23 protein-coding genes are annotated in these 24,831 nt (G+C 65.2%); 11 read left to right on the top strand and 12 right to left on the bottom strand.

Annotated elements, in window-relative coordinates; all coding sequences use genetic code 11:
- Positions 1-275: 275 nt before the first annotated feature.
- The 4 genes from lon to tgt all read right to left on the bottom strand — a co-directional run bounded on the left by lon (position 276) and on the right by tgt (position 6,126).
- Entirely contained in the window at positions 276-2,687 is a 2,412-nt protein-coding gene (lon, locus tag CAER_RS0120815; RefSeq protein WP_027237191.1) for an endopeptidase La, read from the bottom strand.
- Between the two features lie 267 nt (positions 2,688-2,954).
- Entirely contained in the window at positions 2,955-3,632 is a 678-nt protein-coding gene (locus CAER_RS0120810) for a hypothetical protein (protein WP_245597391.1), read from the bottom strand.
- A gap of 142 nt (positions 3,633-3,774) precedes the next feature.
- Entirely contained in the window at positions 3,775-4,857 is a 1,083-nt protein-coding gene (locus CAER_RS0120805) for an alkene reductase (RefSeq protein ID WP_027237189.1), read from the bottom strand.
- A gap of 138 nt (positions 4,858-4,995) precedes the next feature.
- Entirely contained in the window at positions 4,996-6,126 is a 1,131-nt protein-coding gene (gene tgt / locus CAER_RS0120800) for a tRNA guanosine(34) transglycosylase Tgt (protein ID WP_027237188.1), read from the bottom strand.
- A gap of 69 nt (positions 6,127-6,195) precedes the next feature.
- On the opposite strand from tgt, the gene rimK reads away from it, so the two are divergent.
- The 3 genes from rimK (at position 6,196) to CAER_RS0120785 (ending at position 8,846) form a co-directional block, all read left to right on the top strand.
- On the top strand, positions 6,196-7,602 hold the full coding sequence (gene rimK, locus CAER_RS0120795) for a 30S ribosomal protein S6--L-glutamate ligase (protein WP_027237187.1): 1,407 nt from the start codon (positions 6,196-6,198) through the stop codon (positions 7,600-7,602).
- A 75-nt stretch (positions 7,603-7,677) separates the two neighbouring features.
- On the top strand, positions 7,678-8,568 hold the full coding sequence (locus CAER_RS0120790) for an SPFH domain-containing protein (protein ID WP_027237186.1): 891 nt from the start codon (positions 7,678-7,680) through the stop codon (positions 8,566-8,568).
- Positions 8,568-8,846, top strand: a complete 279-nt coding sequence (locus tag CAER_RS0120785) for an NfeD family protein (protein WP_027237185.1) — start codon at positions 8,568-8,570, stop codon at positions 8,844-8,846. The genes CAER_RS0120790 and CAER_RS0120785 overlap by 1 nt, the downstream gene beginning before the upstream one ends.
- 34 nt (positions 8,847-8,880) lie before the next feature.
- Here CAER_RS0120785 and CAER_RS0120780 read toward each other — a convergent pair whose 3' ends face one another.
- Positions 8,881-9,639, bottom strand: coding sequence for a hypothetical protein (locus CAER_RS0120780; RefSeq protein ID WP_027237184.1), 759 nt, complete (start codon positions 9,637-9,639; stop codon positions 8,881-8,883).
- A gap of 255 nt (positions 9,640-9,894) precedes the next feature.
- Here CAER_RS0120780 and CAER_RS0120775 point away from each other — a divergent pair, with 255 nt between their 5' ends.
- The 3 genes from CAER_RS0120775 to tpiA all read left to right on the top strand — a co-directional run bounded on the left by CAER_RS0120775 (position 9,895) and on the right by tpiA (position 11,619).
- Complete coding sequence (locus CAER_RS0120775) at positions 9,895-10,257, top strand: SUF system Fe-S cluster assembly protein (RefSeq protein WP_027237183.1); 363 nt, start codon at positions 9,895-9,897, stop codon at positions 10,255-10,257.
- 113 nt (positions 10,258-10,370) lie between these two features.
- Entirely contained in the window at positions 10,371-10,730 is a 360-nt protein-coding gene (locus CAER_RS0120770) for a HesB/IscA family protein (RefSeq protein ID WP_027237182.1), read from the top strand.
- Between the two features lie 139 nt (positions 10,731-10,869).
- Positions 10,870-11,619, top strand: coding sequence for a triose-phosphate isomerase (tpiA, locus tag CAER_RS0120765; protein ID WP_027237181.1), 750 nt, complete (start codon positions 10,870-10,872; stop codon positions 11,617-11,619).
- A 181-nt stretch (positions 11,620-11,800) separates the two neighbouring features.
- Here tpiA and CAER_RS0120760 read toward each other — a convergent pair whose 3' ends face one another.
- The 5 genes from CAER_RS0120760 to CAER_RS0120740 all read right to left on the bottom strand — a co-directional run bounded on the left by CAER_RS0120760 (position 11,801) and on the right by CAER_RS0120740 (position 18,618).
- Complete coding sequence (locus CAER_RS0120760) at positions 11,801-13,177, bottom strand: TRAP transporter large permease (protein ID WP_027237180.1); 1,377 nt, start codon at positions 13,175-13,177, stop codon at positions 11,801-11,803.
- Complete coding sequence (locus tag CAER_RS0120755; RefSeq protein ID WP_027237179.1) at positions 13,177-13,854, bottom strand: TRAP transporter small permease; 678 nt, start codon at positions 13,852-13,854, stop codon at positions 13,177-13,179. Before CAER_RS0120755 ends, CAER_RS0120760 begins: the two co-directional genes overlap by 1 nt.
- A gap of 99 nt (positions 13,855-13,953) precedes the next feature.
- The gene (locus tag CAER_RS0120750) at positions 13,954-14,955 is read right to left on the bottom strand and encodes a DctP family TRAP transporter solute-binding subunit (protein ID WP_027237178.1); all 1,002 of its coding nucleotides are present in this window, start codon (positions 14,953-14,955) and stop codon (positions 13,954-13,956) included.
- A 691-nt stretch (positions 14,956-15,646) separates the two neighbouring features.
- The gene (locus tag CAER_RS0120745; protein WP_027237177.1) at positions 15,647-16,876 is read right to left on the bottom strand and encodes a sigma-54-dependent transcriptional regulator; all 1,230 of its coding nucleotides are present in this window, start codon (positions 16,874-16,876) and stop codon (positions 15,647-15,649) included.
- A complete protein-coding gene (locus CAER_RS0120740) occupies positions 16,873-18,618 on the bottom strand; it encodes a sensor histidine kinase (RefSeq protein ID WP_027237176.1) in 1,746 nt (581 codons plus the stop codon). Before CAER_RS0120740 ends, CAER_RS0120745 begins: the two co-directional genes overlap by 4 nt.
- A gap of 59 nt (positions 18,619-18,677) precedes the next feature.
- Between CAER_RS0120740 and CAER_RS0120735 the strand changes: the two genes are divergently transcribed.
- On the top strand, positions 18,678-19,862 hold the full coding sequence (locus CAER_RS0120735) for a cytochrome P450 (protein WP_027237175.1): 1,185 nt from the start codon (positions 18,678-18,680) through the stop codon (positions 19,860-19,862).
- 185 nt (positions 19,863-20,047) lie between these two features.
- On the opposite strand, the gene CAER_RS28260 is transcribed toward CAER_RS0120735, so the two are convergent.
- The gene (locus tag CAER_RS28260; protein ID WP_036797491.1) at positions 20,048-20,956 is read right to left on the bottom strand and encodes a LysR substrate-binding domain-containing protein; all 909 of its coding nucleotides are present in this window, start codon (positions 20,954-20,956) and stop codon (positions 20,048-20,050) included.
- A 104-nt stretch (positions 20,957-21,060) separates the two neighbouring features.
- Here CAER_RS28260 and CAER_RS0120725 point away from each other — a divergent pair, with 104 nt between their 5' ends.
- Complete coding sequence (locus CAER_RS0120725; protein WP_027237174.1) at positions 21,061-21,342, top strand: hypothetical protein; 282 nt, start codon at positions 21,061-21,063, stop codon at positions 21,340-21,342.
- Between the two features lie 90 nt (positions 21,343-21,432).
- Here CAER_RS0120725 and CAER_RS0120720 read toward each other — a convergent pair whose 3' ends face one another.
- The gene (locus CAER_RS0120720; RefSeq protein WP_008553370.1) at positions 21,433-21,900 is read right to left on the bottom strand and encodes an Lrp/AsnC family transcriptional regulator; all 468 of its coding nucleotides are present in this window, start codon (positions 21,898-21,900) and stop codon (positions 21,433-21,435) included.
- 210 nt (positions 21,901-22,110) lie between these two features.
- On the opposite strand from CAER_RS0120720, the gene cobA reads away from it, so the two are divergent.
- The 3 genes from cobA to CAER_RS0120705 are packed head-to-tail and all read left to right on the top strand — an operon-like array spanning position 22,111 to position 24,831.
- Positions 22,111-22,866 carry a uroporphyrinogen-III C-methyltransferase gene (gene cobA, locus CAER_RS0120715; protein WP_084299604.1) on the top strand — a complete coding sequence of 252 codons (756 nt, stop codon included), beginning with the start codon at positions 22,111-22,113 and terminating at the stop codon, positions 22,864-22,866.
- The gene (locus CAER_RS0120710; RefSeq protein WP_027237172.1) at positions 22,866-23,174 is read left to right on the top strand and encodes a DUF2849 domain-containing protein; all 309 of its coding nucleotides are present in this window, start codon (positions 22,866-22,868) and stop codon (positions 23,172-23,174) included. Before cobA ends, CAER_RS0120710 begins: the two co-directional genes overlap by 1 nt.
- A complete protein-coding gene (locus tag CAER_RS0120705; RefSeq protein WP_027237171.1) occupies positions 23,167-24,831 on the top strand; it encodes a nitrite/sulfite reductase in 1,665 nt (554 codons plus the stop codon). Before CAER_RS0120710 ends, CAER_RS0120705 begins: the two co-directional genes overlap by 8 nt.

The following is a 24,831-nucleotide window of genomic DNA, read 5'->3' as shown; positions in this document are numbered from 1 at the left end:
GGGTCCCATCCTGCCTTTGGGCCCGGCGGCCTGCCCCTTCCGGGGCAGGCCGCGCGCCGCACCGCAGGTGCGGCGCCACGCCCAACGGGGGCGGATGCGCCCCGGCGCATCCGGCGACGGGCGGGAGGACTGCCTGAAGCCATGCCCCCTGCGCCAGTGATAAAAAGCCCCGAACAGAAGGGCCAGAACGGAAGAGAGCACTGAAAAAGGGCGGCCCCCTCGGACCGCCCTTTCTTTTGTTTCCGGATCTGCTGTTTCCGGATCTGACCGGCGGATCAGTGAGCGGTTGCCCCCGCCCCCTCTTCCGATCGTCTCAGCGCCGCCTTGGCGGCGGCGGCCTCTTCGGCCTCTTCGTCCCATTCGATGGGCTCAGGCTGCGATACCAGCGCATGCTTCAGCACCTCAGAGACATGGGACACCGGGATGATCTCCAGACCTTCTTTCACGTTGTCCGGGATATCCGGCAGGTCTTTCTCGTTCTCCTGCGGGATCAGCACTGTCTTGACACCGCCGCGCAGGGCCGCCAGCAGCTTCTCCTTAAGGCCGCCGATCGCTAGCGCATTGCCGCGCAGGGTGACCTCGCCGGTCATCGCAATATCCTTGCGCACCGGGATCTGTGTCAGCACCGACACGATGGAGGTCACCATCGCCAGGCCCGCCGAGGGGCCGTCCTTAGGCGTTGCGCCTTCCGGCACGTGCACGTGGATGTCCCAATGGTCGAACTTCGGCGGCTTGATGCCCAGTTTCGGCGAGACAGAGCGCACGTAGGACGAGGCCGCCTCGATCGATTCCTTCATCACGTCGCCAAGCTTGCCGGTGGTCTTCATCCGGCCCTTGCCCGGCAGCCGCAGTGCCTCAATCGACAGCAGCTCGCCGCCGACGGAAGTATACGCCAGCCCGGTCACCACACCAACCTGATCCTCTTTCTCGGCCAGGCCGAAGCGGAACTTCGGCACGCCCAGGAACTCGTCAAGGTTTTCCGGCGTGACAGTCACGCTGTCGGCCTCTTTCTTGACGATCTTGGTCAGCGACTTGCGCGCCACCTTGGCGATCTCACGCTCCAGGTTCCGCACCCCCGCCTCGCGGGTGTAGGTGCGGATCATCTCGGTCACGGCATCCTCGGTCAGCTCGAACTCCTTGGCCTTCAGGCCGTGGTTCTTCACCTGCTTGGAAATCAGGTGCTGCTTGGCGATCTCGCGCTTTTCGTCCTCGGTGTAACCCGACAGCGGGATGATCTCCATCCGGTCCAGAAGCGGCCCGGGCATGTTGTAGCTGTTCGAGGTGGTCAGGAACATCACGTTCGACAGGTCGTATTCCACCTCCAGGTAGTGATCCATGAAGGTGTTGTTCTGTTCCGGATCCAGCACCTCCAGCATCGCGCTTGCCGGGTCACCGCGGAAATCCTGGCCCATCTTGTCGATTTCATCGAGCAGGATCAGCGGGTTGGTGGTCTTCGCCTTCTTCAGCGCCTGGATGATCTTGCCGGGCATCGAGCCGATATAGGTGCGGCGGTGGCCGCGGATCTCGGACTCGTCGCGCACGCCGCCCAGGCTGATGCGGATGAACTCGCGCCCTGTCGCCTTGGCCACGGATTTGCCCAAGCTGGTCTTACCCACGCCCGGAGGGCCGACGAGGCACAGGATCGGCCCCTTCAGCTTGGCCGAGCGCTGCTGCACCGCCAGATACTCGACGATCCGCTCCTTGACCTTCTCGAGGCCATAGTGATCGGCGTCCAGGATCTCCTGCGCCTTGTTCAGGTCTTTCTTGACGCGCGACTTGGTGCCCCACGGGATCGACAGCATCCAGTCGAGATAGTTGCGCACAACCGTGGCTTCCGCCGACATCGGCGACATGTTCTTGAGCTTCTTCAGCTCCGCATCGGCCTTTTCGCGCGCCTCTTTCGACAGTTTGGTGGCGGCGATCTTCTCTTCCAGCTCGGCGATTTCGCCGGCTCCTTCCTCGCCGTCGCCCAGCTCCTTCTGAATGGCCTTCATCTGCTCATTCAGATAATACTCGCGCTGGGTCTTCTCCATCTGGCTCTTGACGCGGGTCTTGATCTTCTTCTCGACCTGCAGGACCGAGAGTTCGCCCTGCATCAGCCCATAGACCTTCTCCAGCCGCTCGCTGACAGACAGAGTCTCCAAAAGCTCCTGCTTGCGCTCCACGTCGATGCCCAGGTGGCCCGCCACCAGGTCGGCCAGCTTGGCCGGCTCGGCGGTCTCGCCAACGGCGGACAGCGCTTCCTCGGGAATGTTCTTGCGCACCTTGGCATAGCGCTCGAACTCATCGCCCACGGTGCGCACCAGCGCCTCGGTGGTGGTGACGTCCCCCGGCATTTCCGCCAGTTCTTCGGCCTTCGCCTCGAAGTAGTCGTCATTTTCCAGGAATTCGGTGATTTTCACCCGCGACTGGCCCTCGACCAGCACCTTGACGGTGCCATCGGGCAGCTTCAGCAGCTGCAGCACATTGGCCAGCACGCCGACGGTGTAAATGCTATCGGTTTCCGGGTCGTCCTCGGAAGGGTCGATCTGGCTGGACAGCAGGATCTGCTTGTCGTCCGCCATCACCTCTTCCAGGGCGCGCACCGACTTTTCCCGGCCCACGAACAGCGGCACGATCATGTGGGGGAACACCACGATATCGCGCAGCGGCAGCACAGGATAGGAGGAATTGAGTGGCTCTTGCATACTCGGTCCTTTGCTTGGCAAGACGGCCCGGCCCCGATCCCGGCAGCGCTTGGCGCGTCTCCTCATTGGATGTCTTTATCTGGGGGGAAGGTTAATGATTTTCAACCAGCCCGCCGCTTGGTTGGCCCCACCTTGCCCGCAGCGCGCCCGGACCACAAGGCGCAAATGACCGAAGGGTGAGCAAAGCGCTAACACGCCCGGGGATGTGCCGGAAACGGCCGGGCAGAGGTGCCGGAAACGGCCGGGCAGACTGGTGCGATCCGCCATTCAGCGCCGCTCCAGCGTCACCAGGCCGCGCTCAAAGCGGCCCGCCGCGCCGGTCTCGCTGTAGGTGCCGCTCAGCCTTGACTGGTCGACCAGAAACAGCCGGTAGTCCTGGCGCAGAACATGCCCCGTCCCGCTGTCCTGCGCGCCCGCGATATTCAGCCGCAAAAGCTGGTCCGGACCGCACGCCAGGGGACCCAGGGCGATCTCGTCCAGAAACACCTCAGCGTCGTCCGGCAGGTCGCCGCGGCCTGCGCTTTCGGCCCGCAGGCCGCTGCCCGGCGCCGGCGGCGCACGGTCCTCAACTGCGACCGGCATGAAGCCCAGCGCAGGCGAGCCCGCCATCAGCCGGCCGTTCCGGAAATCCAGCGACAGAATCTCGCCGCTGCGCTGCGGCACCGGCAGCATCTCGACACGCCCGGCCGAAACCAGCCCCATTTCGCCCGGCCCCTTGCGCAGGGTCCACCGCCCGCGCAGCGCGCTGGACTTGCCCTTGACCAGTTCCTCCAGCGTGATGGTGCAGCCATCAATCGGCGGCGCCTTGAAGAAGCCCGACGCCTCCGCCAGAGATCCGGGAGACTTGGCGCTTCCCGTGCCCTGAGAAGGTTCCTGTTCCTGCGCCTGTGCCGCCGGAGAGCTGCCTAGCAGAACCGCCAGAACAATCGCGCGCAAACCGGTCATCGCCATCCTCCCCGCTTTTGCGCGAGGTTAGCAGACAGGGTCTTCACAACAGGTGAACAGGCGCCCGGACCCCAGCTGAACTGATACCGGCGGCCGGGCGTTTGCTGCCCGGCCGCCATTGCCTCATCTGGGCCTCAGCGGATTATTCAGCCGCCTGCTGCATCACCGGGTAGTCGGTATACCCCTCATCTCCGCCGCCATAGAAGGTTTCCGGGTTGCCTTCGTTCAGCGGCGCGTCTGCGGCCAGCCGCTGCACCAGATCCGGGTTGGCGATGAAGGGGCGGCCGAAGGCCACCAGGTCAGCCTCGCCCGAGGCCGTCCGCGCCAGCGCGGTTTCGCGGTCATAGCCATTGTTGGCCATATAGGTGCCGGTATAGAGCTTGCGCAGGGCGTCGAAATCCCCGTCCCGGGCGCCGCCGGTCTCACCCTCGACCATGTGCAGATAGGCCAGGCCATAGCTGTTCAGTTTCTGGATAACCGGCGTGTAATGACCTACGGGATCGCTGTCGGACACATCATTGAAAGTGGCAAAGGGCGACAGGCGCAGGCCGATCCGGCCGGCCTGCCAAACCGTCTGCAGCGCGTCCAGAATCTCAAATACGATCCGGGCGCGGTTTTCCGGGGAGCCGCCATAGGCATCGGTGCGGGTGTTCACCCCGTCCTTCAGGAACTGCTCCAGAAGATAGCCGTTGGCCGCATGCAGCTCGACACCGTCGAACCCCGCATCCTTGGCGTATTTCGCGGCCTGCACGAAGTCGGCAATCACCCGCTGGATGTCTTCCGCGCTCAGCGCCTGCGGCTTGGCCGTCGGCACAAACCCTTCATGGGTGAACGTCTGCGCCTCTGCCGCAACATCGGTGGAGGACACGGCTTTGGTGCCCTCGGGCAGCAGCGAGTCATGTGTGATCCGCCCGACATGCCACAGCTGAATAACAATCTTGCCGCCCTTGGCATGGACCGCATCCGTGACCTTGCGCCAGGCCGCAGCCTGCGCCGCCGTGTGGATGCCCGGGGTCTGGATATACCCCTTGCCCTCGGGGCTGATCTGGCTGCCCTCGGTGATGATCAGTCCGGCGCCCGCCCGCTGGGCGTAATACTCGGCATGCCGGTCCAGCACCTCGCCGGTTTGGTCATCAGCCCGGTTGCGGGTCAGCGGCGCCATGACAATGCGGTTTCTCAACTCGATTGCGCCAGCGGTGGCGGCGGAAAACAATTCTTGGCTCACGGGGATGTCCCTCCGGTCAAAGTGTCCAGCAACAAGAACGTTGCCGGAATGACCTGAGCACCCTGCACCGCGCTTTCAACCGGGCGTCAGCCAGAGAAGCTGCCCGCCTGCGCACAGTGACTGTTCAGCCCTGCCTGTTCACAACCGCTCGATATCGCCTTGCGCGCGGGTGTCGTGGAAGTCCTTTTGCCAGGCTTCAAACGTGCCCGCCGCAATCGCCTCGCGCATGCCGCCCATGATCTCCTGGAAATAATGCAGGTTGTGCCAGGTCAGCAGCATGCCCGAGATCATCTCGTTGCTGCGGAACACATGGTGCAGATAGGCACGGGAATAATTTGAGCACGCCGGGCAGGAACAGTTTTCATCCAGCGGCCGCGGGTCGTCCTGGTGGCGGGCGTTCTTGATGTTCACCACGCCGTAGCGGGTGAACGCCTGCCCGGTGCGCCCCGACCGCGACGGCAGCACGCAGTCCATCATGTCGATGCCGCGCGCGACCGCGCCGACGATGTCGTCGGGCTTGCCCACGCCCATCAGGTAACGCGGCTTGTCCCCGGGCAGCATGTCCGGCGCAAAGTCCAGGCAGCCGAACATCGCCGCCTGCCCCTCGCCCACTGCCAGGCCGCCCACCGCGTAGCCGTCAAAGCCGATGGTCTTCAGCGCCTCGGCGCTTTCCTCGCGGAAGTCCTGCGCTAGCCCGCCCTGCTGGATGCCGAACAGCGCGTGCCCCGGACGGTCGCCGAACGCCTCGCGCGAGCGCTCCGCCCAGCGCATCGACAGCCGCATCGACTCGGCAATCCGGTCGCGGTCCGCAGGCAGCGCCGGGCATTCGTCGAAACACATCACGATGTCAGACCCCAGCAGCCGCTGGATCTCCATCGAGCGTTCCGGGGTCAGCTCATGCTTGGAGCCGTCGATGTGGGATTTGAACGTCACGCCCTTTTCGGTCAGCTTGCGCAGACCGGCCAGCGACATCACCTGGAACCCGCCCGAGTCGGTCAGGATCGGGCGCTCCCAGTTCATGAACTTGTGCAGGCCGCCCAGCCGGTCGATCCGCTCCGCCGTCGGGCGCAGCATCAGGTGATAGGTATTGCCCAATAGGATGTCGGCGCCGGTGGCGCGCACGCTTTCCGGCATCATCGCCTTGACGGTTCCGGCAGTGCCAACCGGCATGAACGCGGGCGTGCGGATCTCGCCGCGCGGGGTATTAATAACGCCCGTGCGCGCTTTGCCGTCGGTTGCCTTCAGTTCAAAGTTGAAAAGCTCTGCCATCTCGTATTCCTGCCGTTACCATGACACCGGCACACCGGTGATTCCCCCTAATGCCAAGGAGCCCCGCGCATGTCCACAGCAGACCCCGCGCCGCAATTGAAACTCGGATGGGAGGAGTGGGTCAGCCTGCCGGACCTCGGCCTGCCTGCGCTGCGGGTCAAAGTGGATACCGGCGCCCGCACCTCGTCGCTGCACGCCACCGGTATTGAAACCTTCGGCCCGGCCAGCGCCCCCAAGGTGCGCTTCATGGTGCATCCCATTCCCGGCCAGTACGACCTCGAAATCCCCTGCTCTGCCCTGATCAAGGACCGGCGCGAGGTGACATCCTCCAACGGCGAAAGCGAAATGCGCTTTGTGATCGAGACGCCGATTGCGATCGCAGGCCAGTCCTGGCCGGTGGAGCTGACGCTGACCGACCGGCGCGGCATGGCCAAGCACATGCTGCTGGGCCGCCAGGCGCTGACCGACAACGTGACCGTGGTGCCCGGCGAACGCATGTGCCAGCCGGCGCTGGACTATTCCGTCTACGCCTCTGCAAATATCCGCAAATCCGCCCCCAAGCGCGCCCTGCGCATCGCTGTGCTCAGCCGCGAGGACAATTACTCCACCCGCCGCCTGGTGGAAGAGGGCGAAAACCGCGGCCACACGGTGGAAGTCATCAACACCACCCGCTGCTACATGGCCCTCAATGCACTGGCGCCAGAGGTCCATTACGACGGCACGCGCCTGCCCCGCTATGACGCGGTGATCCCACGCATCGGCGCCTCCGTCACCCAATACGGCACCGCGCTCCTGCGCCAGTTCGAAACGCTCGGCACGTTCTGCGTCAACGGATCCGAGGGCATCACCGCCAGCCGCGACAAGCTGCATGCCCATCAGATCCTGGCCCGCCACAAGATCGGCATGCCCGCCACCGCCTTCGCCGCCTCGCCAAAGGACACCGGCAGCCTGATCCAGATCGTGGGCGGCGCGCCGCTGATCGTCAAACTGCTGGAAAGCACCCAGGGCAAGGGCGTGGTGCTGGCGGAAACCAAGAAGGCTGCCGAAAGCGTGATCACTGCCTTCCGCGGGCTCAAGGCCAACTTCCTGGTGCAGCAATTTGTCAAGGAGGCCGCGGGCGAGGACATCCGCTGCCTGGTGGTCGGCTCCAAGGTGGTGGCCTCGATGAAACGCTCCGGCGCCGATGGCGATTTCCGCTCCAACCTGCATCTGGGCGGCAGCGCCGAGGCGGTCCGCATCACCAAGGAGGAGCGCGCCACCGCTGTCCGCGCAGCCAAGGCGTTTGGCCTCAACGTGGCCGGGGTGGACCTGCTGCGCTCGGAAACCGGCCCCAAGGTGCTGGAGGTGAATTCCTCTCCCGGGCTGGAAGGGATTGAAAAGACCTCCGCCAAGAACATCGCCGCTCTGATCTACATCGAGATCGAAAACCGGGTCCGCCCGGCTCCGGTGCGCCGCCTGAAACCCGCCGCCACTTGATCCGCGGTTTTCCTTGACCTTCGCTGCGCGCCCGCATGATCCTGCGCGCAGAAGTTTGAAACAGAAAGCATATTCATGACCGAAAACGAACTGCTCGACCTCTTGTCCGGCAACCTTCTCTACCTGCTGGGCGCCCTCCTGCTGATCATCATCGCGCTCAAGGGCATCCGCATCGTGCCGCAGTCGCAGAAATTCGTGGTCGAACGCTTCGGCCGCCTGCATTCGGTGCTGGGGCCGGGCATCAACTTCATCGTGCCCCTTCTCGACGTGGCCCGCCACAAGATCTCGATCCTGGAACGCCAGCTCCCGAACGCCACCCAGGACGCGATCACCAAGGACAACGTGCTGGTGCAGATCGACACCTCCGTGTTCTACCGCATCCTTGAACCGGAAAAGACCGTCTACCGGATCCGCGATGTGGACGGCGCCATTGCCACCACCGTGGCCGGCATCGTGCGCGCTGAGATCGGCAAGATGGATCTGGACGAGGTGCAGTCGAACCGCGCCCAGCTGATTTCCCGCATCCAGGAAAGCGTCGAAAGCGCGGTGGATGACTGGGGCATCGAAGTGACCCGCGCCGAGATCCTGGATGTGAACCTCGACCAGGCCACCCGCGACGCCATGCTGCAGCAGCTCAACGCCGAGCGCGCCCGCCGGGCCGAGGTGACCAAGGCCGAGGGCCAGAAGCGCGCGGTCGAGCTGCAGGCCGATGCCGAGCTTTACGCCGCCGAGCAGACCGCCAAGGCCCGGCGCATCCAGGCCGAGGCTGAGGCCTACGCGACCCAGGTTGTCGCCAAGGCGATTGCCGAGAATGGCCTCGAGGCCGCCCAGTACCAGGTCGCTCTCAAACAGGTGGAATCGCTCAACGCCCTTGGCAAGGGTGAAGGCAAGCAGACCATTCTGGTCCCGGCCCACGCGCTGGAAGCCTTTGGCGATGCCTTCAGTCTGCTGAAAGGAAGCAAGTGATGGCAGATGGCTTCTGGACGCTCTGGTGGGTCTGGGCCGCGGCAGCGCTGGTGCTGGGCATCCTCGAAATCCTGGCGCCCGGGTTTGTCTTCCTCGGCTTCGCCATCGGCGCCGCCGCTGTGGCGCTGCTGCTGCTGGTGTCCGGCGGCAGCTGGGGCCTGCCCCTGCTGCTGCTGATCTTTGCCGGCCTGTCGCTGGCCGCCTGGCTGCTGCTGAAACGGCTGTTTGCCCTGCCCAAGGGCCAGGTCAAAACCTTCGATCACGATATCAACGACTGATCCGGCGGGCGGGCCGCCGCGCTGCCGCCCGCCCTCAGAACTTGAACCCGATGCCCGCCAGCAGGCCATGGGTCACCGCATCATGGCGGAAGAAACTGCCGGTGCCGCGGGTGCCCTCCTGGTAATCCACCCCCAGCCCGCGGTACATCACATAGATCGAGGCGCGCTCCCAGCGGTCATAGACCAGCCCGCCCATCGCCGACCAGCTCTGATCCGACCCGGCGCCGAACCCGCCGATGTCGCCCTCCAGCAGGATGCTGAACTCCGGCGACACGCGCCGCTGCCAGCGCAGCCCGGCAATCGGGTCGGTCCATTCCGCCCCCTGCCGCACGCTGCCGCCGGGCAAGCCGGCAATCACATCCACATCCCAGTGGCGCACGCCCCCGAACAGCTGGAAACTGTCCCGGCCGCGCCCGAAACTGTAGGTCACCACCGCTTCCGCCACATTCTGATCATAGGTCACCGGCAGCGCCCCGGCAGGGCTGCTGCCGGTGGCATCGGCATCCAGCAGCGCATACCGCAGCCGGAACCCGAACCGGCTGCTGTGGACGCCCTCGAACTGCAGCATTCCGCCCGCCTGCAGCTGATCGAACACGTCGCTTGCCTCAAACGACACATCCCCGGCAGCCCGGCCCAATTCTGTCGTGCTCTCCACCGAAGGCGCCAGCACAAACGGCGTCAGCTGCCAGCGCCAGCCGCTCAGATCCTGGGCCGCAGCGGCGGTCGCCAAGAGCGCGGCAAGCGCCGGCACAGCAATCGCAGCAGCCCGTGCGGGCACACTCGGTTCAGGCATGGCTCTCCCTCCCCCGTTCCTGCCAGGCCCAGCGGCACGGCCGGCATGCGTCATCCGGCCGCTGCACCCGGGCAGCTTTCAAAAATCATTATGGGGGAGCAACGATTTAGCGCGGAAACCCCTCAGATCAAACCCGCACGCCCGGCCGCGCGCAAGGCTGGCTGACAGATCATTTCCGCGGCCGCGCGCGGCGCCTCTGGACGCCGGGCTGCTTATTTCCTATATAAATCGTCGGAAAATCAGACCGGGACCATCATGACCAATCCTTCCGAACCGCTCGAAGGCGCACCGCTGATCGCGCCCTCCTCCGTCAGCCACCCGCTGTACGAGGCCGTGGCCGAGGCCTGCCGCACCGTCTATGACCCGGAAATCCCGGTGAACATCTACGAACTGGGCCTGATCTACACGATCGACATCAACGACGAAAACGACGTCAAGATCATCATGACCCTGACCGCGCCCGGCTGCCCGGTGGCGGGCGAGATGCCGGGCTGGATCGTCGATGCGGTGTCACCGGTGCCCGGCGTCAAAAGCGTCGATGTGCAACTCACCTGGGAGCCGCCCTGGGGCATGGAAATGATGTCCGACGAGGCCCGCCTCGAACTGGGCTTCATGTAAGCCGCAGGAGCGTGTCCGGCGCCGCAACGCGCCGGTCCGCGGCCCGGGCGCACTTGAGACAGCGGCAAGACGCTCCTAGATAATAAGCAACGCGCGACTTTTTGGAGACCCGGATGTTTGGAATTCCCGGCAAGCAAGCTGTGACAATGACGCCCAAGGCAGCGGCGCAGATCGCCAAGCTGATGCAGAAGGACGGCCATGCCGGCCTGCGCATCGGTGTCAAGAAAGGCGGCTGTGCGGGCATGGAATACACTATGGAATACGTCGACGAGCCCTCCCCCAACGACGAGGTGGTGGAACAGGACGGCGCACGCATCCTGATCGCGCCGATGGCGCAGATGTTCCTGTTCGGCACCGAAATCGACTATGAGGTGACGCTCCTGGAAAGCGGCTTCAAGTTCAACAACCCCAACGTGGCCGAGGCCTGCGGCTGCGGCGAGTCGATCTCCTTTAAGGAAGCGCCCGGCACCTGATCCGGCGCGTCGGGCAAGAAAACACCGGGCGGGGCCTTCCCCGCCCTTTTTGCATCGCCACTCCCCCTCCAAGCGAATTGCGCCGCTCCGCTGCCGGTGCTACCAGTCACGCCCAAACAGGACATTCGGAGGCACCCCCATGCGGCGGAAACTGGCAGCAGGCAACTGGAAGATGAACGGCACCGGCGACAGCCTGGGTGAACTGGCGGCACTGGCCGAAGGCCACCCCGGCCCGGCAGCCGATATCCTGATCTGCCCGCCCGCGACCCTGCTTTCGCGCGCCGCAGACACCGCCAGGGGCAGCGCTGTCGCCATCGGCGGCCAGGACTGCCACACCAATGCTTCCGGCGCCCACACCGGCGATCTGTCGGCGGCCATGCTCAAGGACGCAGGCGCCTCCGCCGTGATCCTCGGCCACTCCGAACGCCGCGCCGACCACGGCGAGACCGACGCCCAGGTCTGCGCCAAGGCAGAGGCCGCCATGGCCGAGGGCCTCACCGCGGTGATCTGCATCGGTGAAACCCTGGCGGAACGCGAGGCAGGCGACACGCTCAAGGTCGCAGGCACTCAGCTGGCAGGCTCGGTCCCGGCTTCGGCCTCCGGCGCAAAAACCGTGATCGCCTATGAGCCGGTCTGGGCCATCGGCACCGGCAAGGTGCCCACGCTGGAACAAATCGCCGAAGTGCACGATTTCCTGCGCGCAGAACTCACCACCCGCTTCGGCGCTGAGACCGCCGGCAGCATCCGCCTGCTCTACGGCGGCTCGGTCAAGCCTTCGAACGCCGCGGAAATCTTCGCCGTTTCCAACGTCGACGGCGCGCTTGTGGGCGGCGCCAGCCTGAAGGCGGCCGATTTCTCCCCGATCATCACCGCGCTAGAGGCGGCCTGATACGCGGCTCCCGGCGCGGGCCTCCGGCGGAGTTTTTCTCAGCCAGTCCAACAGCGGATCCCGTGTTCATCTGGCACCAAATATCCTGGGGTGAATGCGCCAGCGGCGCAGAGGGGCAAAGCCCCTGCCCTGAAACGAAAAACGCCCCGGTCTCCCGGGGCGTTTCTTTTTGGCAAACCGCCTATTTCGTTATGATCTCCGGCCCCATCACCGCATTTGGCAGCACGGTCGACAGCCACGGCACATAGGTGATCAGGATAAGGAACACGAAGAGCACGGCGAGGAACGGCAGCGCCGCGCGCACCACCCCCATCATCGGCATCCCCGCGACGCCTGAGGTCACGAACAGGTTCAGGCCGACCGGCGGGGTGATCATGCCGATCTCCATGTTCACCACCATGATGATGCCCAGGTGGATCGGGTCGATGCCCAGCTCGATGGCAATCGGGAACACCAGCGGCGCAACGATGACCAGCAGGCCCGAGGGCTCCATGAACTGGCCGCCGATCAGCAGGATCACGTTGACGACGATCAGGAACATGATCGGGCCAAAGCCCGCCGACAGCATCGCATTGGCGATATGCTGCGGCACCTGCTCATCGGTCAGCACATGCTTCAGGATCAGCGCGTTGGCGATCACAAACAGCAGCGTCACGGTCAGCTTGCCCGCCTCGAACAGCGTGTGCTTGGTGTCGCTGTGGAAGAACGCCGTCACCAGCGCATAAGGCTTCTTGATCAGCGGCGTCTTGGCCTCGCCCTCGCCGTTCGACAGCGGCCCCATGTCCTTGTAGACGAAGGAGGCGATCAGGAAGGCATAAACCGCCGCCACCGCCGCGGCCTCGGTCGGCGTGAAGATACCGCCATAAATACCGCCCAGGATGATCACGATCAGGAACAGACCCCAGCCGGCCTCGCGCGCCGAGGTGAAGATCTCGCCCCAGCCCTTCCAGTCGCCCTTGGGCAGGTTCTTGACCTTGGCCATCACATAGATGGTGATCATCAGCATCAGACCGGCCATCAGGCCCGGGATCACGCCCGCCAGGAACATGCGCCCCACCGAGACTTCAACCGCCGCCGCATAGACCACCATCACGATGGAGGGCGGGATCAGGATGCCCAGGGTGCCCGCGTTACAGATCACACCGGCCGCAAACTCCTTGGAGTAGCCCACCTGCCGCATCCCTGCGATCACAATGGAGCCAATGGCCACCACGGTCGCGGGAGACGACCCGGACAGAGCCGCAAACAGCATGCAAGCAAACACGCCCGCAATCGCCAGCCCGCCCGGCAGATGGCCGACGCAAGCGATGGAGAAGCGGATGATCCGCCGCGCCACGCCGCCTGTGGTCATGAATGACGAGGCCAGAATGAAGAACGGGATCGCCAGCAGGGTGAAATGCCCCTCAAAGGCTTCAAACAGCGTGCCTGCGACCGACGCCAGAGAGCTGTCGGAATAAATCAGCAGAAAGATGGTCGAGCTGAGGCCCAGCGACACCGCAATCGGCACCCCGATCAGCAACAGGCCAATCACCATCGCAAAGAGGATTACCACTTCCATCAGTCATGCTCCCCGCGCTGTGCCTGCACTTCTGCAATTTCGTCTTCGACCTCGTGGCTGGCGACCAGCCGGTCCGCCTCGCCGCGGGCAATCTGGAACGCTGCCTGGGTAAAGCGGAACACCAGAAGCAGCATCGACACCGGCAGCACCACGTAAGGAACAACCTTCGGCAGCTTCTCGTAGGAGTCGCCGTAATTGATCAGGTCTTCCAGGAACTTGAAGATCCCCACCATCGGCACGTCCTGAACCTCATAGAAGCTCTGGCTGCGCGCCTTCATGTCAAACCCGGTCGGGAACCAGCGGCCCGAGGTGGGCGGCAGGTCGGCAAACACTGCCCAGTAGTCATAGGCGCCCTTCAGCAGAAGCAGCGAAAACACCAGGCAGCAGGCAACGGCAAACAGCCCCACCGCCTTGCGCGCACCGGGCGCCAGCATGTTGACGATGGCGTCCACCCCCAGATGCGCATGGGTCTTCACCGCATAAGACGCGCCCAAGAGCACCAGCCAGGCAAACAGGAACACGGTCAGCTCCAGCGCCCACAGAATGTTGGAATTGAATACAAACCGCGCGATCACATTGGCGAATGTAATCGCCGTCATCAGCCCCAGCAGGAGCGCGATCAGGGTTTCTTCGAGTGAGTTGATAAGCCCGCTCGGGCCGGTTCTGGACCCCGCCATGGCTGCCTCCCAAGTTTTGCGGAAAGGGGTGCAGGCGGCGGATCCCCGCGCCGCCCGCGGATACGGGGCGCCCGCAGGGGCACCCCGGTCAGGCCCGGATTACAGGCCTGCGTTGATGGCTTGCGCCGCGTCGATCTTTTCCTGGCCGACGTCGCCTGCGAATTTCTCCCAGACCGGCTTCATCGCCTCGACCCAGGCCGCGCGCTGCTCAGGGGTCAGCTCGCGCACCACGCCGCCGGCGTCGATGATCGCCTGCTTGGCCTCGCCGTTCACCTTGGTGGATTCGGCGTTCCGCACGGCAGTCACTTCCTTAAGGATGGTCAGGAACTGGTCGCGCACGTCCGGCTCCAGGCTGTCCAGCCAGTCAACCGAGGTCACCACCAGGTAATCCAGCGCGCCGTGGTTGGTCTCGGTCACACCGTCCTGCACCTCAAAGAACTTCTTGCCATAGATGTTGGACCAGGTGTTTTCCTGCCCGTCCACAACACCCTGCTGCAGCGCGCCGTACACTTCCGAAAACGCCATTTTCTGCGGCGAGCCGCCGATCGCTTCCATCTGCGCCACCAGCACATCCGACGACTGCACGCGGAACTTCAGCCCGTTGGCATCCGTGGGCTCCACCAGCGGCTTGTTGGCCGACATCTGCTTCATGCCGTTGTGCCAGTACGCCAGCCCCTGCAGGCCGCGGCGCTGCATCGAGTCCAGCATCTCCTGGCCGGTTTCAGACGCCTGGAACGCATCCACGGCTTCGATGTTCTTGAACATGAACGGCAGGTCGAACAGGCGGAACTGCTTGGTGAACTTCTCGAACTTCGACAGCGACGGCGCGGCCAGCTGCACGTCGCCCTGCAGCATCGCTTCCAGCACCTTGTTGTCGTTGTACAGCGTGGAGTTCGGGTAGACCTCCATGCACATGGTGCCGTTCATTTCCTCGTTCACGCGCTTTTCCAGCAGCGACGCGGCAATCCCCTTGGGGTGCTTGTCGGTGTTGGTGACGTGGCTGAATTTCACCACGACCTCGCCATCGTCGCAGGCGGCGCTTGCGGCACCTGCGGTCACAGCCAGTGCCAGTGCGGTTGCAGCAGTGGTCAGGAATTTCATGTCTTTCCTCCCAGAAAAATCATCAGAAAATTCTATGTTGCCCTCAGCGCATAGCTGAAGCCCGCTCAGAGCATCCCAAGTTGCGTAAAACCGCTCAAGATTTGATTCGGGAATCATCTCCCATCCGGAATTTCCGCAATTTGACAGAGGCTTACGGACATCTCTGAATACGTCCTGGCGAAGCGGATCAAAAGCTGTGCGAAATCCCGCACAAGGTGCTTCCGGCTTTGTGCGGAAAACCGCACAAATGTTAGCGCCCGACAGAACTGCAGGGGAATCGCCGCCCTTTCATCTTTCGCAAAAACTCCCGTCCCGCTGCCCGGCAGGCGGCTTTGCCGCCGAAATGGGAGGCGTCCTACCTGACGCAGTAACACCACAGCCGGGGTGTTGCACGCCCACCGCACGCCCCGCTTTCCCGGCCTTAACCCCGCGCTGCAATACTGCCATCCGTCGCGACACTGGCGCGGACTGACACCCCGCACCGCCAGGAGAACACAGGGCCCCCAAGACCACCTCTTCATCGGGTGCAGGGGCGTCCCGCACCGAAGGCTTCAGCGGACATGGGGGCTTGCGACCCCCGTCCTCCCTCCGCCTATGGCCCCCTTGGGGCTTCACCGGCGGCGCCGCCTCCTTAATACCCCGGCATCCCAGCCGGATCGGACGAACCGCAAGGCCCTACAGCCCAGCGCCCTCAGCGGCGGTAATCCTCGGGCCGGATGCCATAGCGGGCCAGCTTGTCATAGAACGTCTTGCGCGGCAGCTTCAGGGCTTCCGCAGCCGCAGCCGCGCGCCCGTTGGCCCGTCCCAGCGCCGCAATCAGCAGCGACCGCTCCACCTGCGCCATCTGCTCCGCCAGCCCCAGCCCCGCGGCTGCGGCGGCCTCCTCCGGCATTCCCAGCACAAACCGCATCGCCGCCGACATCAAGGAGCGCGCATTGCCCGGCCAGTCCTGCGCCATCAGCGCCGCCAGATGATCCTGGCTGATCTCTGGCGCCTCAATCCCCGCCTGCTCTGCCGCCTGCGCCACGTAATGGCGGAACAGCACCGGAATGTCGCCGGGGCGTTCGGCCAGCGACGGGATCCGCACCCGCATCACATCCAGCCGGTAAAACAGATCGGCACTGAACCCGTCCGCTTCCGCCTTGCCCGCCAGATCAGCGCTGGAGCCCGCGATGATCCGCACTCCGCCGCCCTGCTCCAGCTGCGCCAGCAGCGCGTATTGCGCCGCCTCCGGCAGCGCCTGCACCTCGTCCAGAAACAATGAGCCGCCCGCCGCCTCCTGGCACAGCTCCGCCACCGTCTCCGCCGCCAGCCCGGCGGCGGGGCGTTTCACAAACGGGCCTTGCGAGGCGGGCGACATCAGGTGGATGACCTCCGCCACCTTGGAAATACCGCTGCCCGGCGCGCCGGTCACCAGCACCTCTGCGCCCGTCGGCGCAACCGCCCGCACCCGCTGGCGCATCTCCTCCGCCTGCGGCGAGCTGCCGAACAGCAGCCTAGAGGCCGGATCGCCGGTTTCCAGCTGCCGCTTCAGCCGCCGGTTCTCCAGCACCAGCGCCCGGGTCTTCAGCGCGCGCTCCAAAACCGGCAGGAAATCCGCCGCGGCACAGGGTTTTTCCAGGAAGTCGAACGCCCCCTGCGACATCGCCTTTACCGCCATCGGAATGTCGCCCTCGCCGGTCAGCAGCACCACCGGCAGCTCCTCATCCACGCTGCGGGCATAGTCCAGCAGATGAAACCCGTCCCGCCCCGGCATCCGCAGGTCAGAGACGATAACGCCGTCGAAGCCGCGCGTGATATGGTCCTTGGCCGCCACAAAGGACCCCGCGGTGACCGCTTCTAGGTCGTTCAGCTCCAGCGTCTGCGCCAGCGCCTCCCGCACCGCCGCATCGTCATCCACCAAAAGCACCTTGCGGGTCATGCGGCATCATCCTTCTGCCCGGCGTCGCTCCACGGCTCCAGCTCAACCGTGAACACCGCGCCGCCGCCGGTGTTGGTGCCGCGGATGTTGCCGCCGAAACTCTGCACCAGACCATAGGAGATCGACAGACCCAGCCCCATCCCCTCGGAGCTGCCAACCACCTTGGTGGAATAGAACGGCTCGAACATCTTCTCCGGCTCCTTGATGCCGGGGCCGCTGTCCTGCACCCGCACCTGCAGCCGCGGGCCGGTCACGACTGAGATCGAGATCACCTTCTCCACCTGTCCCTGCATGGCATCCGCGGCGTTGTTGATCAGGTTCACGAAAACCTGCGTCAGCCGCACCTCGCCGCCCCAGGCATAAACCGGCGCGGGATAGTCGCCAGGCTGCCAGCGCAGATCCACCTGCTCCGCTTTCAGCCGCGGCGCGGTCAGCTCTGCCGCAGCGCTGATCACCTGCACCAGATCGACCTGCCCCATCGGCTCGCTTTCGTTGCGGGCAAAGGCGCGCAGGTTCTTGATGATCCGCGCCATCCGCACCGCCATGTCCGAAATCCGCCCCAGGTTTTCCCCGGTGCGCGCCGCCTTTCCGCGCTCCAGAAAGGCCGCGCCGTTCTCGGCATACTGCTGGATCGCCATCAAGGGCTGATTCAGCTCATGGCTGATGCCCGCCGACATCTGCCCCAGCGCCGACAGCTTGCCCGCCTGCACCAGTTCCTCCTGCGCGCGTTTCAGGGCCGCCTCCGCTTCCTCGCGCTCGCGCACCTCGCGGCGCAGCTGCAGGTTGGCCGCCGACAGCGCCCTTGTGCGCGCCTCCACCCGGCTTTCCAGCACCGCATTGGCCTCCGCCAGGGTGCGGCGGCGCTCCATCACGATGAACAGCATGGCGCCCAGGGCCAGGCACACCGCCGCCAGCGCCGCCGCCTGCAGCACCGCAATCCGCTGCGCGGGGGCCACATCCACCAGGATCTCACCCGTCATGCCAATGACCGGCAGCCCGACTGACAGATGCAGCGCCCGGGCGGGCAGATAGGGGCTGCCCCGCAGGGTCCAGATCTCATGCCCGGCATAAAACTCCCGGCCCGTCACACTCGGGCTCTGCCCCTCCGCGCCGCGCTGCCAGAACAACAGCTCCGAGCGGTTGGCAATGAACACCTCGCCGCTCTCGTCGGTGAAGAACACCGCCGGCAGCGAGCCGCGCCAGGTCTGCTCCACATCTTCCACGTCAGCGACCACCACCAGCGCCCCGCGCACCCGGCCGTCCGGGGCAAAGGCCGGAGCGGCATAGAAATAGGCCCGCTTGCCATCCGGCTGCAGCACCCCGTGGCCGGTGCCCAGCGCGCCCTGCATCGCCCGGATGAAATAATCCTGCTGCGCCACGCTGGCGCCGGTCACCCCTTCGGCCGCCGCCAGCACATTTCCGTCTGCCGCAGCAAAGAACACATCCAGCGCCGCGGTCTTATCCGCCACCGACCGCAGCAGATCCGCCGCACCGGCCTGCGCCTCAGGCGCGGCAAGATCCGCCAGCACTGGATGCTCCGCGGTCAGCACCGCCAGCTCCTGATAGACCTGCAACTGCGTGCTCACCCGGTCCGAGGCCAGGGCCAGATCGGCCGCACTGCGCTCGGCCAGGCTGTCCAGTGCCTGGCGGTAGCCATAGGACCAGACCGCCAGCGCCAGCGCCGCCACGGCCAAAAGGAACCCGGCAGGCAGACTCCAGCGAAGAAATTTTTGTGTTTTCATGGCGGCACGTTATCAAAGCGCCCCTTGCATTGACCAGATGCAGCGGCAAGAACCGGTATATGAAGACTTTAACCCAATCCCCTACCGATCCCGCCTTTGTGCAGGACCCTTATCCCTTTTATGCCACCGCCCGGGCCGAGGGCCAGCTGCACCGCTGGCAGGACTATGGCATGGTTGCCGCCTTCGGCCATTCTGCGGTTCACATGCTGCTGCGCGACCGCCGCTTCGGCCGCGAGGTGCCGCAAGAGCTGCGCACGGACGGCCCGGCCCACCTTGCCCCCTTCCTGGCGGTGGAGGCGCATTCGATGCTCGACGCCGAGCCGCCCCGCCACACCCGCCTGCGCAAGCTGGTGCTGCGCGCCTTCACCTCGCGCGAGATCGCGGCGCTGGAGCCGGGCATCCGGGATCTGTGCCACCAGCTGATTGATGCTTTCCCGGACCAGCCCTTCGACCTGCTGGACACCTATTGCACCCAGGTGCCGGTGATCACCATCTGCCGCCTGCTGGGCGTGCCGGAGGAGATGGCACCGCAGCTTCTGGACTGGTCGCACAAGATGGTGGCGATGTACCAGGCGTCGCGCACCGAAGCGACCGAACACGCTGCGGCACAGGCCTCGCAAGAGTTCACGGACTTCCTGCGCGGCTACATTGACGAGCGCCGCAACGATCCCCGCGACGACCTGATCACCCGCCTGATCGCGGCAGAGGAGGAAGGCGACAAGCTTTCCACGGATGAGCTGATCGGCACCTGCATCCTGCTGTTGAACGCAGGCCACGAGGCCACCGTGCATTCCCTGGGCAACGGCGTGAAGACCATGCTGCAGCAGGGCTGGCAGCCGGAGTGGCTGGCGCCCGCGGGCATCGAGGGGCTGGTGGAGGAAATCCTGCGCTTTGATCCGCCGCTCCATATGTTCACCCGCTACGCCTATGAAGAGGCAGAGGTTTTCGGCCATACCTTCCAGCGCGGCGATCAGGTTGCGCTGCTCTTGGGGGCCGCGAACCGCGACCCGGCGGCGCTGGACGACGCGGACCGGTTCGACCCGTCCAGGCCGCCCAAGGTGAACAAAAGCTTTGGCGGCGGCCTGCATTTCTGCGTCGGCGCGCCGCTGGCGCGGCTGGAAATGCAGATCGCCCTGCCGATCCTGTTTGAGCGCTGCCCGGACCTGAAACTGGCGGCAGAGCCGGAATATTCGAACACTTACCACTTCCACGGCCTGACCCGGCTGATGGTGAGCCGCACCTGAGGGACCGGGGGCACTCCCGCCCGCGCGGCAGGGATCAAAGATCCCTTTGCCCGGTTGGGCCAAGCGCCGCTGACGCGGCGCGGCGCCCCCCTTTCACCTTTGGCAAAAAACTCCGGGGGTGAGGCGCCCAAGCGCCGAGGGGGCAGCGCCCCCTTTCCGTTCCCCTCCTTACCCGCGCCGGGATGTCATTCAGGCAGGGCAGACAGCGCCGCCATGCAGGGGCCGCTCAGCAGCCAGTCCCGGAAGGCGGCCACTTTGGGGTCATGCCATTTCTGCCGCTCGCCGATCAGCGCATAGGCGCCGTCCGGGGTGCCGCAGGTCATCTGCGGGAAGGGCAGCACCAGGTCGCCCCGGGCCAGCTCTTCCTGGCACAGTACCAGGTCGGCCATCACCACCCCGGCCCCCATCACCGCCGCGCGGGTGGCCATGTCGAGGTTCGGGAACACCTCGCCGCCGGACGGGTCTACCTCCCCCACGCCGAAATGCTGCCCCCAGGTCGCCCAGTCGCTGCGGCGCGGGCTTTCGTGCAGCAGCCGCTGGCCCGCCAGCGCCGCCGGGCCATCCGCCAGGGCCGGCAGCAGCGACGGGGCGCAGGCCGGTGACAGGATCATCTCGAACAGCGGCAGAACCTCAATGTCCGGCGGCCGCCCGGGCCGGTTCTGCAGCGATATGCCCAGATCGTATTCCGCAGCTTCGAAGCCCTTGTAGCTGTAGAAGTCGGTGGTCAGCCGCAGCTTGACCTCCGGATGCGCGGCGCGGAACTGCTCCAGCTGCGGCAGCAGCCAGCGGATCGACAGCGTCGGCGGGCAGATCACCCGCAGCTCCGCGGCATCCGCCGCGACCTGCTCCACTTCACGCTGCATCATCGCAAAGGCCTCTGTCAGCACCGGATAGAGCCGCCGCCCCGCCGCCGTCAGCTCCACCCCGCGGGCGTTGCGGTGGAACAGCTGCACGCCGATGTGGTCCTCCAGGATCTTCACCTGGCGGCTGATCGCGCCCCGCGTCACGAACAGCTCGTCTGCGGCAGCGATGAAGCCTTCGTGCCGGGCGGCGGCCTCGAAGGCACGGAGGGCATTGAGGGGCGGCAGGCGCATGCGTTCACCATGGGTCAGTTTTCCTGATCCATGGTGGAGTTTAACTGGTTTGCGCGCAAGCCCCTCCAGCCCTAACTCTCAAAGGCCAGAACGGAGGATTTGCTATGACTGCATATTGCGAAAACGCAGACGCCCGGCATCATGGGTCTCCAGCCCGCAGCGTGCTTGGCTGGATTGCGGGTCTGACGGGTCTTAGAAAAGCTGAGCCTCATGCTGCGGCACTCCAGGACGCGGTGCAGGTACCGCGCCACGAGCTGCAGCGGTTGACGGAAACATCACCGCATCTGCTGGCCGATATCGGCGTCCTGCCGGCCCCCTGCGCCGGGGACACATCGCCCTGGCGGCTGCAGGACGGGCGGCATCTGCTGCTGCGCCCGCCCCTGTGACAACCGCCCCTGTGACAGCCGCCCCTGTGACAACCGGGGCAGCCGGCAGGGCACCGGTCCTGCCGGCTGGTGCAGAACCGCAGCCGCCGGTCAGGCGCCCAGCGGCAGCATGGTGGTCGATTTGATCTCTTCCATCGACAACAGCGCCGTCACGTTGTGCACCTTCACCTCTGAAATCAGCGCCTGATAGAACACGTCATAGGCCCGCGCGTTCTGCACCCGCACCTTCAGGATATAGTCGATGTCCCCCGCCAGCCGGTGCGCCTCCTGCACCTCGGGGCGGTCGCGCAGGGCCTGCAGGAACTTGGCCTGCCATTCCGCCTCATGCTCCGAGGTGCGGATGAGGACAAAGAAACAGGCCTCAAACCCCAGTGCCTCCGGGTCCAAGAGCACCGTCTGCTGGCCGATCACGCCGGCCTCCTTCAGCTTGCGGATGCGATTCCAAACAGGGGTCTTGGAAGACCCTACCCGGCGGGCTATTTCGTCCAGAGACTGGCTGGCATCCCGCTGCAGTTCAGCCAGAATTTTCCGGTCCGTGCCGTCGATCCGCACCGTCATTCCTGTTTTCTCCTTATGTGAGGACCAATCGGCCCGATGCCCCGCCCCGGCAAAACCAATGTTCTTATTTCCGCGCCCATATAGCGTTATACCGGGAATATTTCCTATATCTACCCTCAAGTCAAACACACCGCAGAGGGTACTGGAATGTCCGCACCATCCACACATGCTGCCAATGCCGCCACTCACGTCCGCGGCGGCATGGACTGTATGGCTGCAGGCCAGGTGACCTTTGCGGGCTCCGGCCCCGGCGATGCGGAACTGCTGACCCTGAAGGCGCTGCGCGCGCTGCAAGCCGCCGATGTGATCCTGCACGACCGTCTGGTCAGCGATGAAATCCTGGCGCTGGCCGGCCCGCAGGCGGTGCTGGAAGACGCAGGCAAGGAAGGCTTTGGCGCGCAGGTGTCCCAGGCGGACATCAATGCCCGTCTGGTGGAACTGGCCAAGGAAGGCAAGAAGGTGCTGCGATTGAAGGGCGGCGACCCGGCGGTCTTTGCCCGCCTGGATGAGGAGCTGACCGCCTGCGAGGAAGCGGGCATCGCTTACAGCATCATCCCCGGCATCACCGCAGCCTCCGCGGCTGTCGCCGCCATCGGCCAGAGCCTGACCCAGCGCGGCCGCAACACCGCGGTCCGGTTCCTGACTGGCCACGCGATGAGCGGCTTTGCCGATCACGACTGGGCAGCGCTGGCCCGTCCGGGCGAGGTTGCCGCGGTCTATATGGGCAAGAAATCCGCCCGTTTCGTGCAGGGCCGCCTGATCATGCATGGTGCCGACCGCGCGACGCCGGTGACCATCGTCGAGAACGCCTCCCGCCCCGGTCAGCGGGTGCTGGAAACCACATTGGACCGCCTGCCCGCCGACCTGGACGCGGCCGGGTTCAGCGGCCCTGCCCTTACATTCCTGGGCCTCGCCCCGCGCAAAGCCGTGGCCGCCCTGAACGACCTCAAGACGGAGCTTGCATAATGCCTCGCCCCTTTACGCCCAAAGTCATCACCGCCAACGACCTTTTGGAAGGCGACGTGATCTATTTCACCGCCCAGGACACCTGGACCCGCGACTTGTCCGAGGCCGAGCTGATCACCGACGAGGCCGAAGCCCAGCTGCGCCTGCTTGAGGCGGAGAAGCAGAACATCAAGATCGTCGGCGCCTATCTGGCCGACGCCAAGGCAGGCCCGAACGGCCCCGAGCCGACCCACTTCCGCGAGGAATTCCGCCGCACCGGCCCCTCCAACTACTTCCACGGCAAGCAGGAGGCTGACGCCAATGTATAAGTACAACGAATTCGACGAAGCCTTCCTGGCTGAACGCAACGCCCAGTTCCGCGCCCAGGTCGAGCGCCGCATCGACGGCTCCCTCACCGAGGACGAGTTCAAGCCGCTGCGCCTGATGAACGGCGTCTACCTGCAGCTGCACGCCTATATGCTGCGGGTCGCGATCCCCTATGGCACCCTGAATTCCGCCCAGATGCGCCAGCTGGCGCTGCTGGCCGAGAAATGGGACAAGGGTTACGGCCATTTCACCACCCGCCAGAACATCCAGTACAACTGGCCCAAACTGCGCGACCTGCCGGACATGCTGGACGCGCTGGGTGAGGTCGGCCTGCACGCCATCCAGACCTCGGGCAACACCATCCGCAACACCACCGCCGACCATTTCGCCGGTGCCGCCGCGGATGAGCTGACCGACCCCCGCCCCTATGCCGAGCTGATCCGCCAGTGGTCCACCGACCACCCGGAATTCCAGTTCCTGGGCCGCAAGTTCAAGATCGCCATCACCGGCAGCAGCGCCGACCGCGCCGTGATCAAGGCGCATGACGTGGGCCTGCAGGTGGTGGAACAGGACGGCAAGACCGGCTTCAAGGTCATCGTCGGCGGCGGCCTGGGCCGCACCCCGATGATCGGCCAGGTGCTGCGGGAATTCCTGCCGCAGGCGGATCTGCTGCCCTATCTGGAGGCGGTTCTGACCGTCTACAACGTGCTGGGACGGCGCGACAACAAGTACAAGGCGCGCATCAAGATCACCGTCTCCGAGAATGGCATCGACACCTACCGCGCGATGACCGAGGAAGCCTTCCTGGCGATCCGCGGCCAGTACGACGGCACCGACCAGCAGCTCTTGGAAGAGATCAAGACGCATTTCCAGGCGCCGGAGTTCCGCTCCGCCCCGACCGATGCGTTCGACACCGCTTACGCAAACGACCCGGTGTTCCGCGCCTGGGCCGACACCAACCTGCACGCGCACCGCGCCGAAGGCCACGCCATCGCCACCATCTCAATCAAGGCGCATGGGGCCACCCCGGGTGACGCAAGCGCCGAGCAGATGCGCGTGATGGCCGATCTGGCCGAGCAGTACGGCTATGACGAGCTGCGCATCAGCCACCAGCAGAACGTGATCCTGCCGCATGTCCACAAGAACGACCTGCCCGCGATCCACGCCACGCTGAAAGCGCATGGCCTGGCCACCGCCAACATCGGCCTGATCTCGGACATCATCGCCTGCCCGGGCATGGACTATTGCGCGCTGGCAACCGCCCGCTCGATTCCGGTCGCGCAGGAGATCGCAACCCGCTTTGACGAACTGAAGATGGAGCACGACATCGGCCATCTGCAGATCAAGATCTCGGGCTGCATCAACGCCTGCGGCCACCACCACGTGGGCCACATCGGCATCCTGGGCCTGGACCGCGCAGGGGTGGAGAACTACCAGATCACCCTGGGCGGCGACGCGACTGAGACGGCGGCCATCGGCACCCGCACCGGCCCCGGCTTTGCTTATGACGAGATCGTCCCGGCCGTGGAGCGCATCGTCGAGGTCTATATGGCGCGGCGCGAGGGGCCTGAGGAAACTTTCCTCGAGACCTACAACCGCATCGGCATGGAGCCCTTCAAGGCAGCGCTCTATCCCGAGGCTCAGAAAAAGGTCGCCTGA

The organism is Leisingera caerulea DSM 24564 (assembly GCF_000473325.1).
In the GTDB taxonomy this organism is placed as follows: domain Bacteria; phylum Pseudomonadota; class Alphaproteobacteria; order Rhodobacterales; family Rhodobacteraceae; genus Leisingera; species Leisingera caerulea.
This window is presented reverse-complemented; position numbering and strand designations above follow the sequence as displayed.

Coding starts and splice junctions, on each gene's coding strand:
- CAER_RS0120760 (WP_027237180.1), bottom strand. CDS start 13,177: ATGGAAGTGGTAATCCTCTTTGCGATGGTGATTGGCCTGTTGCTGATC.
- CAER_RS0120810 (WP_245597391.1), bottom strand. CDS start 3,632: ATGACCGGTTTGCGCGCGATTGTTCTGGCGGTTCTGCTAGGCAGCTCT.
- rimK (WP_027237187.1), top strand. CDS start 6,196: ATGTCCACAGCAGACCCCGCGCCGCAATTGAAACTCGGATGGGAGGAG.
- CAER_RS0120725 (WP_027237174.1), top strand. CDS start 21,061: ATGACTGCATATTGCGAAAACGCAGACGCCCGGCATCATGGGTCTCCA.
- CAER_RS0120780 (WP_027237184.1), bottom strand. CDS start 9,639: ATGCCTGAACCGAGTGTGCCCGCACGGGCTGCTGCGATTGCTGTGCCG.
- lon (WP_027237191.1), bottom strand. CDS start 2,687: ATGCAAGAGCCACTCAATTCCTCCTATCCTGTGCTGCCGCTGCGCGAT.
- CAER_RS0120705 (WP_027237171.1), top strand. CDS start 23,167: ATGTATAAGTACAACGAATTCGACGAAGCCTTCCTGGCTGAACGCAAC.
- CAER_RS0120710 (WP_027237172.1), top strand. CDS start 22,866: ATGCCTCGCCCCTTTACGCCCAAAGTCATCACCGCCAACGACCTTTTG.
- CAER_RS0120790 (WP_027237186.1), top strand. CDS start 7,678: ATGACCGAAAACGAACTGCTCGACCTCTTGTCCGGCAACCTTCTCTAC.
- CAER_RS0120735 (WP_027237175.1), top strand. CDS start 18,678: ATGAAGACTTTAACCCAATCCCCTACCGATCCCGCCTTTGTGCAGGAC.
- CAER_RS0120755 (WP_027237179.1), bottom strand. CDS start 13,854: ATGGCGGGGTCCAGAACCGGCCCGAGCGGGCTTATCAACTCACTCGAA.
- CAER_RS0120770 (WP_027237182.1), top strand. CDS start 10,371: ATGTTTGGAATTCCCGGCAAGCAAGCTGTGACAATGACGCCCAAGGCA.
- tgt (WP_027237188.1), bottom strand. CDS start 6,126: ATGGCAGAGCTTTTCAACTTTGAACTGAAGGCAACCGACGGCAAAGCG.
- CAER_RS0120750 (WP_027237178.1), bottom strand. CDS start 14,955: ATGAAATTCCTGACCACTGCTGCAACCGCACTGGCACTGGCTGTGACC.
- CAER_RS0120775 (WP_027237183.1), top strand. CDS start 9,895: ATGACCAATCCTTCCGAACCGCTCGAAGGCGCACCGCTGATCGCGCCC.
- tpiA (WP_027237181.1), top strand. CDS start 10,870: ATGCGGCGGAAACTGGCAGCAGGCAACTGGAAGATGAACGGCACCGGC.
- CAER_RS0120745 (WP_027237177.1), bottom strand. CDS start 16,876: ATGACCCGCAAGGTGCTTTTGGTGGATGACGATGCGGCGGTGCGGGAG.
- cobA (WP_084299604.1), top strand. CDS start 22,111: ATGGCTGCAGGCCAGGTGACCTTTGCGGGCTCCGGCCCCGGCGATGCG.
- CAER_RS0120785 (WP_027237185.1), top strand. CDS start 8,568: ATGGCAGATGGCTTCTGGACGCTCTGGTGGGTCTGGGCCGCGGCAGCG.
- CAER_RS0120720 (WP_008553370.1), bottom strand. CDS start 21,900: ATGACGGTGCGGATCGACGGCACGGACCGGAAAATTCTGGCTGAACTG.
- CAER_RS0120740 (WP_027237176.1), bottom strand. CDS start 18,618: ATGAAAACACAAAAATTTCTTCGCTGGAGTCTGCCTGCCGGGTTCCTT.
- CAER_RS28260 (WP_036797491.1), bottom strand. CDS start 20,956: ATGCGCCTGCCGCCCCTCAATGCCCTCCGTGCCTTCGAGGCCGCCGCC.